At 60.8% G+C, this 16,825-nt stretch carries 13 protein-coding genes and 4 tRNA genes; all 17 read left to right on the plus strand.

Annotated elements, in window-relative coordinates; genetic code table 11:
* The 17 genes from SDENCHOL_RS04300 (at position 1) to rpoC (ending at position 16,761) form a co-directional block, all read left to right on the plus strand.
* On the plus strand, positions 1-903 hold the full coding sequence (locus SDENCHOL_RS04300) for a U32 family peptidase (RefSeq protein ID WP_154716111.1): 903 nt from the start codon (positions 1-3) through the stop codon (positions 901-903).
* Between the two features lie 40 nt (positions 904-943).
* Positions 944-1,462 carry a ubiquinone anaerobic biosynthesis accessory factor UbiT gene (ubiT, locus tag SDENCHOL_RS04305; protein ID WP_197706842.1) on the plus strand — a complete coding sequence of 173 codons (519 nt, stop codon included), beginning with the start codon at positions 944-946 and terminating at the stop codon, positions 1,460-1,462.
* Positions 1,459-2,553 (plus strand): VanZ family protein, encoded by a 1,095-nt coding sequence (locus SDENCHOL_RS04310; RefSeq protein WP_197706843.1) that lies wholly within the window; start codon positions 1,459-1,461, stop codon positions 2,551-2,553. Before ubiT ends, SDENCHOL_RS04310 begins: the two co-directional genes overlap by 4 nt.
* Positions 2,550-2,885, plus strand: coding sequence for a nucleotide pyrophosphohydrolase (locus SDENCHOL_RS04315; RefSeq protein ID WP_154716113.1), 336 nt, complete (start codon positions 2,550-2,552; stop codon positions 2,883-2,885). Before SDENCHOL_RS04310 ends, SDENCHOL_RS04315 begins: the two co-directional genes overlap by 4 nt.
* A 125-nt stretch (positions 2,886-3,010) precedes the next feature.
* A tRNA-Tyr gene (locus SDENCHOL_RS04320) sits at positions 3,011-3,095 on the plus strand.
* 90 nt (positions 3,096-3,185) lie between these two features.
* Positions 3,186-3,259 (plus strand) — tRNA-Gly (locus tag SDENCHOL_RS04325).
* A gap of 25 nt (positions 3,260-3,284) precedes the next feature.
* Positions 3,285-3,359, plus strand: a tRNA-Thr gene (locus tag SDENCHOL_RS04330).
* A gap of 61 nt (positions 3,360-3,420) precedes the next feature.
* The gene (gene tuf, locus SDENCHOL_RS04335) at positions 3,421-4,611 is read left to right on the plus strand and encodes an elongation factor Tu (protein WP_154716114.1); all 1,191 of its coding nucleotides are present in this window, start codon (positions 3,421-3,423) and stop codon (positions 4,609-4,611) included.
* 60 nt (positions 4,612-4,671) lie between these two features.
* Positions 4,672-4,747: transfer RNA gene (locus SDENCHOL_RS04340), tRNA-Trp, on the plus strand.
* A gap of 16 nt (positions 4,748-4,763) precedes the next feature.
* The gene (secE, locus tag SDENCHOL_RS04345) at positions 4,764-5,114 is read left to right on the plus strand and encodes a preprotein translocase subunit SecE (RefSeq protein ID WP_154716115.1); all 351 of its coding nucleotides are present in this window, start codon (positions 4,764-4,766) and stop codon (positions 5,112-5,114) included.
* Positions 5,114-5,647: a transcription termination/antitermination protein NusG gene (nusG, locus tag SDENCHOL_RS04350; RefSeq protein WP_154717348.1), complete on the plus strand. Its 534-nt coding sequence runs from the start codon at positions 5,114-5,116 to the stop codon at positions 5,645-5,647. Before secE ends, nusG begins: the two co-directional genes overlap by 1 nt.
* A 133-nt stretch (positions 5,648-5,780) precedes the next feature.
* Entirely contained in the window at positions 5,781-6,212 is a 432-nt protein-coding gene (rplK, locus tag SDENCHOL_RS04355; RefSeq protein WP_154716116.1) for a 50S ribosomal protein L11, read from the plus strand.
* 1 nt (position 6,213) lies between these two features.
* Entirely contained in the window at positions 6,214-6,909 is a 696-nt protein-coding gene (gene rplA / locus SDENCHOL_RS04360; protein ID WP_154716117.1) for a 50S ribosomal protein L1, read from the plus strand.
* A gap of 319 nt (positions 6,910-7,228) precedes the next feature.
* Complete coding sequence (gene rplJ / locus SDENCHOL_RS04365) at positions 7,229-7,753, plus strand: 50S ribosomal protein L10 (RefSeq protein ID WP_154716118.1); 525 nt, start codon at positions 7,229-7,231, stop codon at positions 7,751-7,753.
* Between the two features lie 66 nt (positions 7,754-7,819).
* The gene (rplL, locus tag SDENCHOL_RS04370; RefSeq protein ID WP_154716119.1) at positions 7,820-8,203 is read left to right on the plus strand and encodes a 50S ribosomal protein L7/L12; all 384 of its coding nucleotides are present in this window, start codon (positions 7,820-7,822) and stop codon (positions 8,201-8,203) included.
* 240 nt (positions 8,204-8,443) lie between these two features.
* Positions 8,444-12,517: a DNA-directed RNA polymerase subunit beta gene (gene rpoB / locus SDENCHOL_RS04375; protein ID WP_154716120.1), complete on the plus strand. Its 4,074-nt coding sequence runs from the start codon at positions 8,444-8,446 to the stop codon at positions 12,515-12,517.
* A 41-nt stretch (positions 12,518-12,558) separates the two neighbouring features.
* Positions 12,559-16,761 (plus strand): DNA-directed RNA polymerase subunit beta', encoded by a 4,203-nt coding sequence (gene rpoC / locus SDENCHOL_RS04380; RefSeq protein ID WP_154716121.1) that lies wholly within the window; start codon positions 12,559-12,561, stop codon positions 16,759-16,761.
* The last annotated feature ends 64 nt before the right edge of the window (positions 16,762-16,825 follow it).

Below are 16,825 nucleotides of genomic sequence, written 5' to 3' on the forward strand. Positions count from 1 at the left end.
ATGAAATTGTCCCTGGGTCCGATCCTCACCTACTGGCCGCGCGAGCGGGTGTTCGAGTTCTACGAGGAAATGGCCGAGCAGCCGGTCGATATCGTCTATCTCGGCGAGACCGTCTGTTCGCGCCGCCATGAGCTGCGCGTCGACGACTGGATCGCCGTGGCCGGCAAGCTCGCCAATGCCGGCAAGCAGGTGGTGCTGTCCTCGCAGACGCTGATCGAGTCGGAATCCGATCTGAAGATGCTGCGCAAGATCGTCGGCAACGGCAGCTTCACCGTCGAGGCCAATGACATGGGGGCGGTGCACCTGCTCAGTGAACGCAAGCTGCCCTTTGTCGCCGGGCCGACGCTGAATGTCTTCAATGCAGAAACGCTGGGCATCCTGCGTGAGACAGGCGCCCTGCGCTGGGTGATGCCGCCGGAATCCGGCGCTGAAATGTTGACGGCCTTGCTGACGCAAGTCTCGCCCACAGCCGGCATCGAGACCGAAGTGTTCGCCCACGGTCGTCTGCCGCTGGCCTTTTCGGCGCGCTGCTTCACGGCGCGCCGCTTCAATCTGCAGAAGGATAGCTGCGAATTCCGCTGCATCGAGTTTCCCGACGGCATGGCGCTGAAGACGCGCGAGGGCGAAGCCTTTCTGACGCTCAACGGCACCCAGACGCAGTCGGCGAAAATCTATAATCTGCTGCTGGAAATGCCGAGCCTGCAGAAGCTGAACGTTGCCGTCGCGCGCATCAGCCCGCAGTCGCAGCAGACCGCTGCCGTCATCGCGCTGTTCCGTCGCTGCATCGATGGCGCGCTGACGCCGGCGGCGGCCTGGGAGGCGGTGCATGAACTGCTGGATGGTGAGACCTGCAACGGCTTCTGGCATGGCCGTCCGGGCCTGGAACAGATCATGGCCGCCTGAATGCCGGGAATGCCTGGATGCCGAGAACGGAGGAGTGCCGATGAATCTGCCCGATTTCACCCTGCCCGAGCGCGTTGCGCGTCTGGGCGCGCGTCTGCCGCAACTGCCGCCGACATTGTTGCTGACGACCAGCCTGAATCTGGCGCTGGATCGCCTGTTGCCGCGTGAACCACTGGAGCCGCTGATCGGCAAGCGCCTGATGATCCGGGTACGCGATGCCGGATTGTCGCTGCGCTTCACCATGGGACGGCGCAATTTCCATCCCAGCTTCGATCCGCGCACGCCGGATCTTTGCATTACCGCGCGAGCACGCGATTTTCTCGCCCTGATGGCGCGCGAGGAGGATGCGGATACGCTGTTTTTCAGTCGCCGTCTGATCATGGAAGGCGAGACCGAACTGGGTTTGCTGGTAAAGAACACCCTCGATACGGTCGAGTTGCCGCAATTCGATCTGGGCAAGCTGGCACCCGCCCAGGCATTTCAGCAATTGCGCCAGACCTTGCTGAAGCGGAGCACAGGCAGCGCCGATGCCGGCATCAGCGCGTCGAACCCGGGTTGACTTTGACTCGCTTGCAGCAGGGCAGCTCGCTCGCGCATCTGCCGCGTTACCTTGCCGGGGCATATACGCTGTTGGTGGTGTATGCCAGCCTGCATCCGTTTTCGGGCTGGCACGATAACGGCACCCCCTTGTTTGCCTATCTGACGGCGGCATGGCCGCGCTACTGGACGGGCTTCGATATCGCGGCGAATATGCTGGCCTACCTGCCGCTGGGTTTTCTGTGGACGGCGGCGCTCCACCCCCGGCGCGGCAATTTTGTGTCCGTCGTGCTGGCGCTGCTGCTGGGGAGCGCCCTGAGCCTGTCTTTGGAGACAGTCCAGAACTTCCTGCCCAGCCGGGTTGCCTCGAATGTGGATCTGGCAACCAATATTTGCGGCGTCCTGCTCGGCGCGCTGGCCGGATGGCGCTGGGGTGCCGTATTGCTCGATGGCGGGCGTCTGCATGCCTTGGCGCATCGTTTGGTCGGTGACGGCTCACTGGGGCACAGCGGCTTGATACTGCTGGCGATCTGGTTGCTGACGCAGCTGAATCCGGAAATCCTGCTGTTCGGCAATGGCGATTTGCGCAGTTTCCTGGGAGGCCGGGAACCCGCGCTGGCGACCTCCTATACCGTCGAGTATTTCCCCTGGATCGAGGCCGGCGTCACTGCGGGCAATACGCTGGCAGCCGGACTGATCTGCAGTTGTCTGCTGCGCATAGGGCAGCGCGCGTTGACGCTGGCGGTCATCGTTCTGGCGCTGTTGATGAAAAGTCTCTCCCTGACCGTCCTGGCCTCCACGGCAAGCATCGCCTGGGCGACCGCAGGCAGTCTGGCGGGACTGGCTACGGGCTTGCTGCTGTGGCTGCCGGCGAGCTATCTGCCCTATGCCTGGCGCCGGGTACTTGCCGCCCTGGCGCTGATGCTGACGACCATTTTCGTCAATCTGGCGCCTGAAAATCCCTATCTTGCCGCTACGCTGCAGGTCTGGCGGCAGGGACATTTCCTCAATTTCAATGGCCTGACCCGGCTGGCTTCATCGCTCTGGCCGTTTCTTGCCCTGCCGTGGCTGATGCTGTTGCGGCAGGATGCCTCTGGAGGTCGTCGTCGATGAGCCTGGACAACGTAAACCACGGAGAACTGCTGGCCCTGCGCGATACGTTGCGAAGTTTTGCGGCCGCGCGCGGCTGGCAGGCCTATCACACACCAAAAAACCTGGTGATGGCCTTGATTGTCGAGGCGGCCGAGCTGGTCGAGCATTTCCAGTGGCTGAGCGGCGAGGAGAGCCTGACCCTGCCAGCGGAAAAACTGACAGCGGTACGCGAGGAAGTCGCCGACGTATTGATCTACCTGATCGAACTGGCGGATGTGTTGCAGATCGACCTGCATGCCGCTGCGCGCGACAAGATTGCCAGGAATGCACTCAAATACCCGGCGCCCGATTGAAGAACCTGCGCCGCGGCCGGTGTTTCAGACGCGCCGGCAGAAGCCCGCGGATATCGGGAGATGAAATTTAACGGCAGATCATGTTGACTCATGCTGGAGTCACTAGCATAATGTCGCGTTTCGCTGGAGGGGTTCCCGAGCGGTCAAAGGGAGCAGACTGTAAATCTGCCGGCTCAGCCTTCGAAGGTTCGAATCCTTCCCCCTCCACCAAGGTAGCAGCAGTAGATTGGTAGTCGTTACAGTGTTTTGCCGGACGGCTGGAAGCTGTGCAGGGTAGGTAGCCTGGCTGTCGCAGGCAAGGCGGGTGTAGCTCAATGGTAGAGCAGAAGCCTTCCAAGCTTATGACGAGGGTTCGATTCCCTTCACCCGCTCCAGATGTTTCGGGTTCCAGAGTTTTGTGCCCATGTAGCTCAGTGGTAGAGCACTCCCTTGGTAAGGGAGAGGCCACGTGTTCAATCCACGTCATGGGCACCACGGATTTTCAATGGGTTCCGCAGCAGCGGAGTTTTTGTGTTCGTTTTTGGGGTAGATGATTATGGCAAAGGCCAAATTTGAGCGTACGAAGCCGCACGTAAACGTAGGAACGATCGGTCACGTTGACCACGGCAAGACCACTCTGACGGCGGCGATCACCACGGTGCTGTCGAAGAAGTGGGGAGGGGAGGCGCGGGACTACAGCCAGATCGACAATGCTCCGGAAGAAAAGGCGCGCGGCATCACGATCAACACCTCGCACGTTGAATACGAAACCGAGACGCGCCACTACGCGCACGTTGACTGTCCGGGCCACGCCGACTACGTGAAGAACATGATCACGGGCGCGGCGCAGATGGATGGCGCCATTCTGGTCTGCTCGGCCGCGGACGGCCCGATGCCGCAAACGCGCGAGCACATCCTGCTGGCCCGCCAGGTGGGTGTGCCCTACATCGTGGTATTCCTCAACAAGTGCGACATGGTCGACGATGCCGAACTGCTCGAACTGGTCGAAATGGAAGTGCGCGAACTGCTCAGCAAGTATGAATTTCCCGGTGACGACATTCCCATCATCAAGGGCTCGGCGCTGAAAGCGCTGGAAGGCGACCAGAGCGAAATCGGCGAACCGGCCATCTTCAAGCTGGCCGAAGCGCTGGACAACTACATCCCGACGCCGGAACGCGCGGTGGACGGCGCCTTCCTGATGCCGATCGAAGACGTCTTCTCGATTTCCGGCCGCGGCACGGTGGTGACGGGGCGTATCGAGCGCGGCATCGTCAAGGTTGGCGAAGAAATCGAAATCGTCGGCATTCGTGAAACGCAGAAGACCACCTGCACGGGCGTTGAAATGTTCCGCAAGCTGCTGGATCAAGGCCAGGCGGGCGACAACGTCGGGGTGCTGCTGCGCGGCACCAAGCGTGAAGACGTCGAGCGCGGCCAGGTGCTGGCCAAGCCGGGCAGCATCACGCCGCATACCCACTTCACGGCGGAGATCTACGTGCTGTCGAAGGATGAGGGTGGTCGTCACACGCCGTTCTTCAACGGCTATCGTCCGCAGTTCTACTTCCGCACGACGGACGTGACGGGCGCGGTGGATCTGCCGGAAGGCACGGAAATGGTGATGCCTGGCGACAACGTGTCGATCACGGTCAAGCTGATTGCGCCGATCGCCATGGAAGAAGGCCTGCGCTTCGCCATCCGCGAAGGCGGCCGTACCGTCGGCGCCGGCGTGGTGGCAAAGGTGATCGCGTAATTCTGGTTTGTGGTGCAGGCGTTCGCGTTTCGATCCGGGCGCCTGTTTTGTCTCTGCTGCAGGGGCGTAGCTCAATTGGCAGAGCGTCGGTCTCCAAAACCGAAGGTCGGGGGTTCGAGGCCCTCCGCCCCTGCCAAATTTGATTGAAAGAGATGGCTGACAAGCTAAAGTTCGTCGTTGCACTGGGCTTCCTGATCGCAGGCGTCATTGGTTTCTACATGCTCAGTGAGCAGCCGATGATTCTGCGGGTCTTGTCGGTTCTCTTCGGGTTTGGCGCTGGCGTGGCGGTTGCATGGTTTACGGCGCCGGGCCGGACTTTCCTCGTATTCAGCAAGGAATCCTGGCTCGAGACCAAAAAAGTGGTCTGGCCTACGCGCAAGGAGACCATCCAGACCACCGGTATTGTCTTTGCCTTCGTGCTGGTGATGGCGATCGTGCTCTGGGTAACGGACAAGAGCCTGGAGTGGGTGGTCTACGATCTCGTGCTGGGGTGGAAAAAATAATGACTAAACGCTGGTATGTCGTTCACGCCTATTCTGGCTTTGAGAAATCGGTGCAGCGTGCGCTACGCGAGCGGGTGAGCCGCGCGGGTATGCAGGAATTCTTCGGACAGATTCTGGTGCCGGAAGAAGAAGTCGTTGAAATGCGCAGCGGTCAGAAGAGTATTTCCCAGCGTAAATTCTTTCCTGGCTATGTGCTGGTTGAAATGGAAATGAACGACGAGAGCTGGCATCTCGTCAAGAGCACGCCCAAAGTGACGGGTTTCATCGGTGGCACGGCCACCAGGCCGACGCCGATTTCCGACAGGGAAGTCGAGAAGATCATGGCCCAGATTCAGGAGGGTGTGGAGAAGCCGCGCCCCAAGGTGCTTTTCGAAGTGGGCGAGATGGTGCGCATCAAGGATGGCCCGTTTACCGACTTCAACGGCAACGTCGAAGAGGTCAATTACGAGAAAAGCCGGATGCGTGTGGCCGTCACCATTTTCGGGCGGCCGACGCCGGTCGAGTTGCAGTTCGACCAGGTCGAAAAGGTTTGAGTTTGTAGGGTTCAGGATTGCCGGGGCGCTGTCGTGTCGCAGCACGGTGCCTTGGTGGTGGATGCAGCTGCGGCAAGAGGAGCATGACTAGGGAAACCGAAAGTGCGCTATCACTCACTAGAGGAAAACTGAAATGGCCAAGAAAATCGTCGGCTACATCAAGCTGCAAGTGCCGGCCGGCAAGGCGAATCCTTCGCCCCCGATCGGTCCCGCGCTGGGTCAGCGCGGTCTGAACATCATGGAATTCTGCAAGGCCTTCAATGCCCAGACGCAGGGCATGGAGCCGGGTTTGCCGATTCCGGTCGTGATCACGGCGTTTGCCGACAAGAGCTTCACGTTCATCATGAAGTCGCCTCCGGCGACCATCCTGCTGAAGAAAGCTGCCGGCATCCAGAAAGCCAGCGCCAAGCCGCATACCGACAAGGTGGGCAAGGTCACGCGCGCTCAGCTTGAAGAAATCGCCAAGGTGAAAATCAAGGATCTGACCGCTGCCGACATGGATGCCGCCGTGCGTACGCTCGCCGGCAGCGCGCGCAGCATGGGCATTACCACGGAGGGCGTCTGAGATGGCCAAGATATCCAAGCGCGCCAAGGCCTTGCAGGCCAAGGTCGATCGCAGCAAGGCTTACCCGGTGAAGGATGCGCTGACGCTGGTCAAGGAATGCGCCGTTGCGAAGTTCGACGAGTCCGTCGACGTGGCCGTCAATCTGGGCGTCGATGCCCGCAAGTCGGACCAGAACGTGCGTGGCTCGGTGGTGCTGCCGGCGGGTACCGGCAAGACCGTGCGTGTCGCGGTGTTTGCCCAGGGTGACAAGGCGGAAGCCGCCAAGGCGGCGGGTGCCGACATCGTCGGTTTCGACGACCTGGCCGCGACGGTCAAGGCCGGCACGATCGAATTCGATATCTGCATCGCCACGCCGGATGCCATGCGCGTCGTCGGCGCGCTCGGCCAGATACTCGGTCCGCGCGGCCTGATGCCGAACCCGAAGGTCGGTACCGTGACCATGGACGTGGCCACGGCCGTCAAGAACGCCAAGGCGGGTCAAGTGCAGTACCGCACCGACAAGGGCGGCATCATCCAGTGCACCATCGGCCGGGCTTCCTTCGAGGTGGACGCCTTGCAGAAAAACCTGGCTGCCTTGTTGGAAGCGCTGCAAAAAGCCAAGCCGGCCACTTCCAAGGGCCAGTACCTGAGAAAGATTTCCGTCAGCAGCACCATGGGTGTCGGCGTGCGGGTCGATCAGGCCAGCTTGTCGGCATAAGAGAAATGGCGGTCTTGCCATGCGTGCGTGGCAAGACCCAGAACTTTGGGCCGTTCCACCTGCAGCAGGGTGGAGCGGGTTGTCAAAGACCGTAGGGGTGTTTGCCGCAAGGCGAATGCTTAATCGTCGGGGAATCGTATGGTGACGGACAGCATGTTCAGAACGATGCGGCAAACCGCGCCCAACGCAGATGGCGTTGCCCGAACCAGGATGCAAGCTTTGCGGAGTGCAGCACCTGAATGAAGGTCGCCGTATCGGTTTCACGTCGTTCGTGCAGCTCGCGGATGGCTGGAACAGCTTCATTAACTAGGAGTTGACCTTGAGTCTCAATCTCGATGACAAAAAGGCGGTCGTTGCCGAAGTGTCCGCACAAGTTGCGAATGCGCAGTCGATCATCGTCGCTGAGTACCGTGGTCTGAATGTGGTGGATGTCACCGAATTGCGCGCCAATGCGCGCAAGAACGGAGTGTATCTGCGTGTCTTGAAAAATACCTTGGTGCGTCGTGCCGTGGCCGGCACGCCGTTCGAAGGACTCGGCAACCAGATGGTGGGGCCCCTGATGTACGGGATTTCCGCCGATCCGGTGGCGGCTGCCAAGCTGCTCAACGAGTTCGCCAAGACCAACGACAAGCTGATCATCAAGGCCGGTGCGATGCCGAACTACGTCATGGACGTGGACGGTGTCAAGGCGCTGGCCACGATGCCCAGCCGTGAAGAGCTGCTCTCCAAGCTGCTCGGCACGATGCAGGCACCGATCGCCACCTTCGTCCGCACGCTCAACGAGGTCCCGACCAAGTTCGTCCGGGGCCTGGCTGCCGTGCGTGACAGCAAGCAGGCCGCATAAGTATCTCGAACATCGCAACGTCGGTTTCATAGATCGCAATCAATCATTCATTCAGGAGTTTTAATCATGGCTGTCAGCAAACAAGAAATCCTCGACGCAATCGCGAACATGACCGTTCTCGATCTGTCCGAACTGATCAAGGAAATGGAAGAAAAATTTGGCGTTTCCGCTGCCGCTGCCGCGGTTGCCGTTGCCGCCCCGGCCGCTGCCGGCGCGGGTGCCGCCGCTGCTGAAGAGCAGACCGAATTCACGGTGCAACTGCTTGCCGCCGGCGAAAAGAAAGTGGAAGTCATCAAGGTCGTCCGTGCCGCCACCGGCCTGGGCCTCAAGGAAGCCAAGGACCTCGTCGACGGCGCGCCGAAGGCCGTCAAGGAAGGCGTGTCCAAGGCCGATGCCGATGCGCTCAAGAAGCAACTGGAAGAAGCTGGCGCCAAGGTCGAAATCAAATAATTCGCCGAAGCAATGCCGTACGGGCTGACGGTTTCGGCTGTCAGCCCTTTCGTGTTTGTGATCAACAGAATTGCCGGATCGCCTTGTCGGCAACTTGCCAGCAATTCACCAGGAAAGTGCGGTCATAAGAGAGTGTTGTCATTCCTTCGCTGGTGCGCCATGTTCATGGCGCTGCAACAGTTTGGATCTGCACAGCATTGTCTTCTGACCTCAACCGTCTGACCCCGGATCGGAGCCACCATGTCCTACTCATATACCGAGAAGAAACGCATCCGCAAGAGTTTCGCCAAGCGAGCATCAGTGCTCGATGTGCCGTTCCTGCTGGCGACTCAGCTCGAGTCCTACACCCAGTTCCTGCAGGCCGAGATTCCGGTGGCGCTGCGGCAGAACCAGGGTTTGCAGGCGGCATTCACATCCATTTTCCCGATCATTGCGCACTCCGGTTATGCGCGCCTGGAGTTTGTGCATTACATCCTGGGCGAGCCGGTATTCGACGTCAAGGAATGCCAGCAGCGCGGCCTGACTTTCGCTTCGCCGTTGCGTGCCCGCGTGCGCCTGGTGATTCTCGATCGTGAGTCTTCGGTGGAGAAGGTCAAGGAAGTCAAGGAACAGGAAGTCTATATGGGCGAGATTCCGCTCATGACCACCACCGGCTCCTTCGTCATCAATGGCACCGAGCGCGTCATCGTTTCCCAACTGCATCGCTCGCCGGGCGTGTTCTTCGAGCACGATCGCGGCAAGACCCACAGTTCGGGCAAGCTGCTGTTCTCGGCGCGCATCATTCCCTATCGCGGCTCCTGGCTGGACTTCGAGTTCGACCCGAAGGACTTGATGTATTTCCGCGTCGATCGCCGGCGCAAGATGCCGGTCACCATCCTGCTCAAGGCCATCGGCATGACGGCGGAGCAGATTCTGTCGACCTTCTACGAGTTCGACACCTTCACGCTGGGCAAGAAGGGCATCCAGTTTGCCGTCGTGCCGGAGCGCCTGCGTGGCGAGACTGCCCGCTTCGACATACTGGACAAGGCCGGCAAGGTGATCGTCGCCCGGGAAAAGCGCATCACCGTTAAGCACATCCGCGATCTGGCCGAGGCCGGCATCAAGAAGATCACGGTACCCGAGGATTTCGTCATCGGCCGTACGATCGCGCACGACATCATCGATCCGGAAACCGGCGAGATCCTGGCCAGCGCCAATGAGGAAATCACCGAAAACCTGCTGGCCAAGCTGGCGGCCGCAGGTGTCGAAGACCTGCACACGCTGTACATCAACGACCTGGACCGCGGTCCCTACATCTCGACAACGCTGCGCAGCGACGAGACGACGGACACCCTGGCCGCCCGCGTGGCCATCTACCGCATGATGCGCCCCGGCGAGCCGCCGACCGAAGACGCCGTCGAGACGTTGTTCAATGGCCTGTTCTATTCGGAAGAGCGCTACGACCTGTCGGCCGTCGGCCGTATGAAGTTCAACCGTCGCGTCGGGCGTGATGCCGACGAGGGCGCCAATACGCTGTCGAATGAGGATATTGTCGACGTCATTCGCATCCTTGCCGAACTGCGCAATGGCCGCGGCGAGATCGACGACATCGATCACCTCGGCAACCGCCGCGTGCGTTCGGTCGGCGAGCTGGCAGAGAACCAGTTCCGCGCCGGTCTGGTGCGCGTCGAGCGGGCCGTCAGGGAACGTCTGAACCAGGCGGAATCGGACAACCTGATGCCGCACGACCTGATCAACGCCAAGCCGATCTCGGCGGCGATCAAGGAGTTCTTCGGCTCCAGCCAGTTGTCGCAGTTCATGGACCAGACCAACCCGCTGTCCGAGATCACCCACAAGCGCCGCGTCTCGGCGCTGGGCCCGGGCGGCCTGACGCGCGAGCGCGCCGGCTTTGAGGTGCGCGACGTGCATCCGACCCACTATGGCCGCGTCTGCCCGATCGAAACGCCGGAAGGCCCGAACATCGGCCTGATCAATTCGCTGGCGCTGTACGCGCGCACCAACAATTACGGCTTCATGGAAACGCCGTACCGCAAGGTCGAAAACGCTCGCGTCACCGACCAGATCGATTTTCTGTCGGCGATCGAGGAAGGCAATTTCGTCGTCGCTCAGGCGAATGCCGAGCTCGACAAGAAAGGCAATCTCATCGACGAACTGGTGTCCTGCCGTTTCAAGGGCGAATTCGAGTTGAAGGAGCCTTCCGAAGTCCAGTACATGGACGTTGCGCCGGGCCAGATCGTTTCCGTCGCCGCTTCGCTGATTCCCTTCCTTGAACACGACGATGCGAACCGCGCGTTGATGGGTGCCAACATGCAGCGCCAGGCCGTGCCCTGTCTGCGCGCCGAGAAGGCGCTGGTGGGTACCGGCATCGAGCGCACCGTGGCCGTCGACTCGGGTACGGCGGTACAGGCGCTGCGTGGCGGGGTGGTCGATTACATCGATGCCAACCGCATCGTCGTGCGCGTTCATGACGACGAGACCGTGGTCGGCGAAGTGGGCGTCGACATCTACAACCTGATCAAATACACCCGTTCCAACCAGAACACCAACATCAACCAGCGTCCGCTGGTCAAGGTCGGTGACGTGATCGCCAAGGGCGATGTGATTGCCGACGGCGCTTCGACCGACATGGGCGAACTGGCGCTGGGCCAAAATATGCTGGTGGCCTTCATGCCGTGGAACGGCTACAACTTCGAAGATTCGATCATGATTTCGGAGCGCGTCGTCGCCGACGATCGCTTCACTTCGATCCATATCGAAGAACTGACGGCCGTGGCCCGCGACACCAAGCTCGGCGCCGAGGAAATCACCCGCGATATAGCGACTTTGGGTGAAGCGCAACTGGGGCGTCTCGACGAATCCGGCATCGTCTATATCGGCGCCGAAGTCGAGGCAGGCGATGTGCTGGTCGGCAAGGTCACGCCGAAGGGAGAAACCCAGCTGACGCCGGAAGAAAAGCTGCTGCGCGCGATTTTCGGCGAGAAGGCTTCCGACGTGAAGGACACCAGCCTGCGCGTTCCCTCGGGGATGGTCGGCACGGTGATCGACGTGCATGTATTTACCCGCGAAGGCATCGAGCGCGACAAGCGCGCCCAGCAGATCATCGACGACGAGCTGCGCCGCTACAAGACCGACCTGGCCGACCAGATGCGCATCGTCGAGCGCGATACCTTTGCCCGCATCGAGAAGCTGCTGTTGAACAAGGTCGCCAACAAGGGGCCGAAGAAACTTGCCAAGGGCAGCAAGATCACCAAGGCTTATCTCGAATCGATCGATTCGTACCACTGGTTCGACATCGCCCTGGCCGGCGATGATGCGGCCCAGCAGCTCGAGAACCTGCGCGAAAGCCTGGAGCAGACGCGCAAGGACTTCGACGTCGCCTTCGAGGAAAAGAAAAAGAAGCTCACCCAGGGCGACGAACTGCCGCCGGGTGTGCAGAAGATGGTCAAGGTCTATCTGGCCGTCAAGCGGCGTCTGCAGCCGGGCGACAAGATGGCCGGTCGTCACGGCAACAAGGGCGTGGTCTCGCGCATCGTGCCGGTCGAGGATATGCCGCACATGGCCGATGGCACGCCGGTGGACATCGTTCTGAATCCGTTGGGCGTGCCCTCGCGGATGAATATCGGGCAGATTCTCGAAACTCACCTGGGCTGGGCGGCAAAGGGGCTGGGCGATCGCATCAATGAAATGCTCCGCAAGCAGGCGAGTGCCAATGAACTGCGCAAGTTCCTCGACAAGATCTACAACTCCAGCGGCAAGGGCGAGAACATCGCCAGTCTCGATGACGAGGAAATCGGCCAACTGGCGGGCAACCTGACCAAGGGCGTGCCATTCGCCACGCCGGTGTTCGACGGCGCCAACGAAGCCGAGATCAAGCAGATGCTGGATCTGGCCGGCCTGCCGCGCAGCGGCCAGGTGACGCTGTATGACGGCCGTACCGGCGACGAATTCGAGCGCCAGGTGACGGTGGGCTACATGCACGTCCTCAAGTTGCATCACCTGGTCGATGACAAGATGCATGCCCGTTCGACCGGTCCTTACAGCCTGGTTACCCAGCAGCCGCTGGGCGGCAAGGCGCAGTTCGGCGGTCAGCGCTTCGGCGAAATGGAAGTCTGGGCGCTGGAGGCCTATGGCGCGTCCTATGTGCTGCAGGAAATGCTCACGGTCAAGTCCGACGACGTCAATGGCCGTACCAAGGTTTATGAAAGCATCGTCAAGGGCGAGCACAAGATCGATGCCGGCATGCCGGAGTCGTTCAACGTACTGGTCAAGGAAATCCGTTCATTGTGTATCGACATCGATCTGGAACGCTACTGATCTGATCATCGCCCCGTATCCCTAGTCCCTGGGAGTAAAAAATGAAAGCACTACTCGATCTGTTCAAGCAGGTTACGCAGGAAGAAGAGTTTGACGCGATTACCATCGGTCTGGCTTCTCCGGACAAGGTCCGTTCCTGGTCCTACGGCGAAGTCAAGAAGCCGGAAACCATCAACTATCGCACTTTCAAGCCGGAGCGCGACGGCTTGTTCTGCGCCAAGATTTTCGGTCCGGTCAAGGACTACGAATGTCTCTGCGGCAAGTACAAGCGCCTCAAGCATCGCGGCGTGATCTGCGAAAAGTGCGGCGTCGAAGTCACCCAGTCGAAGGTGCGCCGCGAGCGCATGGGCCATATCGAACTGGCTTCGCCGGTGGCGCATATCTGGTTCCTCAAGTCGCTGCCCTCGCGTCTGGGCATGGTTCTCGACATGACCCTGCGCGACATTGAGCGGGTGCTGTACTTTGAAGCCTTCGTCGTCGTCGAACCCGGCATGACGCCGCTCAATCGCGGTCAGTTGCTGACCGAAGACGATTACCTGGCCAAGGTCGAGGAATATGGCGACGACTTCTCGGCAACCATGGGTGCGGAAGGCGTGCGGGAACTGTTGCGTACGCTCGATATCGCCAACGAGATCGACACCATGCGCCAAGAGCTGGAAGTTACCACCTCCGAAGCCAAGATCAAGAAACTTTCCAAGCGTCTCAAGCTGCTCGAGGGCTTCCGTCAGTCGGGCATCAGGCCGGAATGGATGGTGCTGGAAGTCCTGCCGGTGCTGCCGCCCGATCTGCGTCCGCTGGTACCGCTGGATGGCGGCCGCTTCGCGACTTCGGATCTGAACGACCTGTATCGTCGCGTCATCAACCGCAACAATCGCCTGAAGCGCCTGCTCGAACTGAAGGCGCCGGACATCATCGTGCGCAACGAAAAGCGCATGCTGCAGGAGGCCGTCGATTCGCTGCTCGACAACGGCCGCCGCGGCAAGGCCATGACCGGCGCCAACAAGCGCGCGCTGAAGTCGCTGGCCGACATGATCAAGGGCAAGGGCGGCCGCTTCCGCCAGAACCTGCTCGGCAAGCGCGTCGACTACTCGGGCCGTTCGGTCATCGTCGTCGGCCCGCAGCTCAAGTTGCACCAGTGCGGTCTGCCGAAGAAGATGGCGCTGGAGCTGTTCAAGCCTTTCATTTTCGAGCGCCTCGAAAAGATGGGCATCGCCAGCACCATCAAGGCGGCGAAGAAGGAAGTCGAAGCCGAGACGCCGGTGGTCTGGGACATCCTCGAAGAAGTCATCCGCGAGCATCCGGTGATGCTCAACCGCGCGCCGACGCTGCACCGCCTCGGCATCCAGGCATTCGAGCCGATCCTCATCGAAGGTAAGGCGATTCAGTTGCATCCGCTGGTCTGCGTCGCCTTCAACGCCGACTTCGACGGCGACCAGATGGCCGTGCACGTGCCGCTGTCGCTGGAAGCGCAGATGGAAGCGCGCACGCTGATGCTGGCCTCCAACAACATCCTGTCGCCGGCCAACGGCGAACCCATCATCGTGCCCTCGCAGGACGTGGTGCTGGGGCTGTACTACACCACGCGCGAGCGCATCAACGCACGTGGCGAGGGCATGGCTTTCGTCGACGTATCCGAAGTCAAGCGCGCCTATGAGTCCGGCCAGATCGACCTGCATGCCCGCATCAAGGCGCGCATCAGGGAATACGAAGTCGATGAGGCTGGCAATCGCACGGAAAAGATCACGCGCTACGACACGACGGCCGGCCGCGCCATCCTCTCGGAAATCCTGCCGGCAGGCCTGCCGTTTTCGGTGCTCAACAAGCCGCTCAAGAAGAAGGAAATTTCCAAGCTCATCAACGCCTGCTTCCGTCGCTGCGGTCTGCGCGAGACCGTGATCTTCGCCGACAAGCTGCTGCAGGCCGGCTTCAAGCACGCGACGCGTTCGGGCATCTCGATCTGCGTCGATGACATGCTGGTGCCGACGCAGAAGCAGACCATCATGGATGCTGCCGAAAGCGAGGTGAAGGAAATCGAAAAGCAATACACCTCGGGTCTGGTGACCATTGGCGAGCGTTACAACAAGGTGGTGGATATCTGGGGCCGCGCCGGCGACCAGGTGGCCAAGGCGATGATGGATCAGCTTTCCGTGCAGCAGGTCAAGGATAGCGAGGGCAAGACGGTCGACCAGGAATCCTTCAATGCCATCTACATGATGGCCGATTCCGGTGCGCGCGGCTCGGCCGCGCAGATCCGCCAGCTGGCCGGCATGCGCGGCCTGATGGCCAAGCCGGACGGCTCCATCATCGAGACGCCGATTACCTCGAACTTCCGCGAGGGCCTCAACGTTCTGCAGTACTTCATCTCGACGCACGGTGCGCGCAAGGGTCTGGCCGACACTGCATTGAAGACTGCGAACTCGGGTTACCTGACGCGCCGTCTGGTCGATGTGACGCAGGATCTGGTGGTCATCGAAGAGGATTGCGGCACCGACCTGGGTTTCAACATGAAGGCCCTGGTCGAGGGCGGTGAAGTGGTCGAGCCGCTGCGCGAGCGCATTCTTGGCCGCGTGGTGGCCATCGACGTGCTGAATCCCGACACCCAGGACGCGGTTATTCCGGCAGGCACCATGCTGGATGAAGACGCGGTGGAACTGATCGACGCGCTAGGCATCGATGAAGTGCGCGTGCGCACGCCGCTCAACTGCGAAACCCGCTACGGGCTGTGCGCCAAATGCTACGGTCGCGACCTGGGCCGCGGCTCGCTGGTGAATATCGGCGAGGCGGTCGGCGTCATTGCGGCCCAGTCGATCGGCGAGCCGGGAACCCAGCTCACCATGCGTACCTTCCACGTCGGTGGTGCGGCTTCCCGGGCTGCGGCGCAAAGCCAGATCGAGGCGAAGAGCGCTGGCGCGGTACGCTTCCTGGCTTCGATCCGTTACGTCACCAATCCGAAGAACGAAAAGGTGGTCATTTCCCGGTCGGGCGAGTTGATCGTCGTCGACGACAATGGCCGCGAACGCGAGCGCCACAAGGTTCCCTACGGGGCGATCCTGAACGGCGATGACGGCAAGCACGTCAAGGCGGGTGCGGTTCTTGCCACATGGGATCCGCATACGCGTCCGATCGTTACCGAATATGCCGGTACCGTGAAGTTCGAGAACGTTGCCGAAGGCGTGACCGTGGCAAAGCAGATCGACGACGTCACGGGTCTGTCCACCCTGGTGGTGATCGATGCCAAGCGCAGCGGCGGCAAGGCTCAGGCCAAGGGTGTGCGTCCGCAGGTCAAGCTGATCGACGACAATGGCCAGGAAGTGAAGATTCATGGCACCGATCATTCGGTGACGATCACCTTCCAGGTGGGTTCGCTGATTACCGTCAAGGATGGCCAGCAAGTCAGCGTCGGCGACATTCTTGCGCGCATCCCGCAGGAATCCTCGAAGACCCGCGACATTACCGGCGGTCTGCCGCGCGTTGCGGAGCTGTTCGAGGCCCGCTCACCCAAGGATGCCGGTCTGCTCGCCGAAGTCACGGGCACGGTCTCCTTCGGCAAGGATACCAAGGGCAAGCAGCGCCTGGTGATCACCGAGCCAGATGGCACGGCCCATGAATACCTGATCCCCAAGGAAAAACACGTCATGGCGCACGATGGCCAGGTCGTGAACAAGGGCGAGTACATCGTCGATGGCCCTGCCGAACCGCATGACATCCTGCGCCTCAAGGGTGTCGAGGAACTGGCGCGCTACATCATCGACGAAGTGCAGGACGTTTATCGTCTGCAGGGCGTCAAGATCAATGACAAGCACATCGAGGTGATCGTTCGCCAGATGCTGCGGCGCGTGATCATCACCGATCCGGGCGATTCCCACTTCATCCGCGAGGAACAGGTGGAGCGCGCCGAAGTGCTGGCGGCTAACGACAAGCTGATCGCCGATGGCAAGCGTGGCGCGCAGTACGAATATGTGCTGCTCGGCATCACCAAGGCCTCGTTGTCCACCGATTCGTTCATCTCGGCAGCTTCCTTCCAGGAAACCACGCGCGTGTTGACCGAAGCGGCGATCATGGGCAAGCGTGACGAATTGCGCGGTCTGAAGGAAAACGTCATCGTCGGCCGCCTGATTCCTGCCGGTACCGGTCTGGCCTACCACCGCGCGCGGCGCATGCAGGCACTGGGCGAGGATATCGCGCCGGCCGTCATCGCAGATGAAAGCGTCGATGAAGCAGCAGAAAATGTCGAGGCAGGTTGACGCCCATCATCCCGCTTCTATATAATCCACCCTCTTTGCTCCCGGCCAACGGGAGCTGAAATGC

It is taken from the genome of Sterolibacterium denitrificans, assembly GCF_900174485.1.
GTDB lineage: Bacteria > Pseudomonadota > Gammaproteobacteria > Burkholderiales > Rhodocyclaceae > Sterolibacterium > Sterolibacterium denitrificans.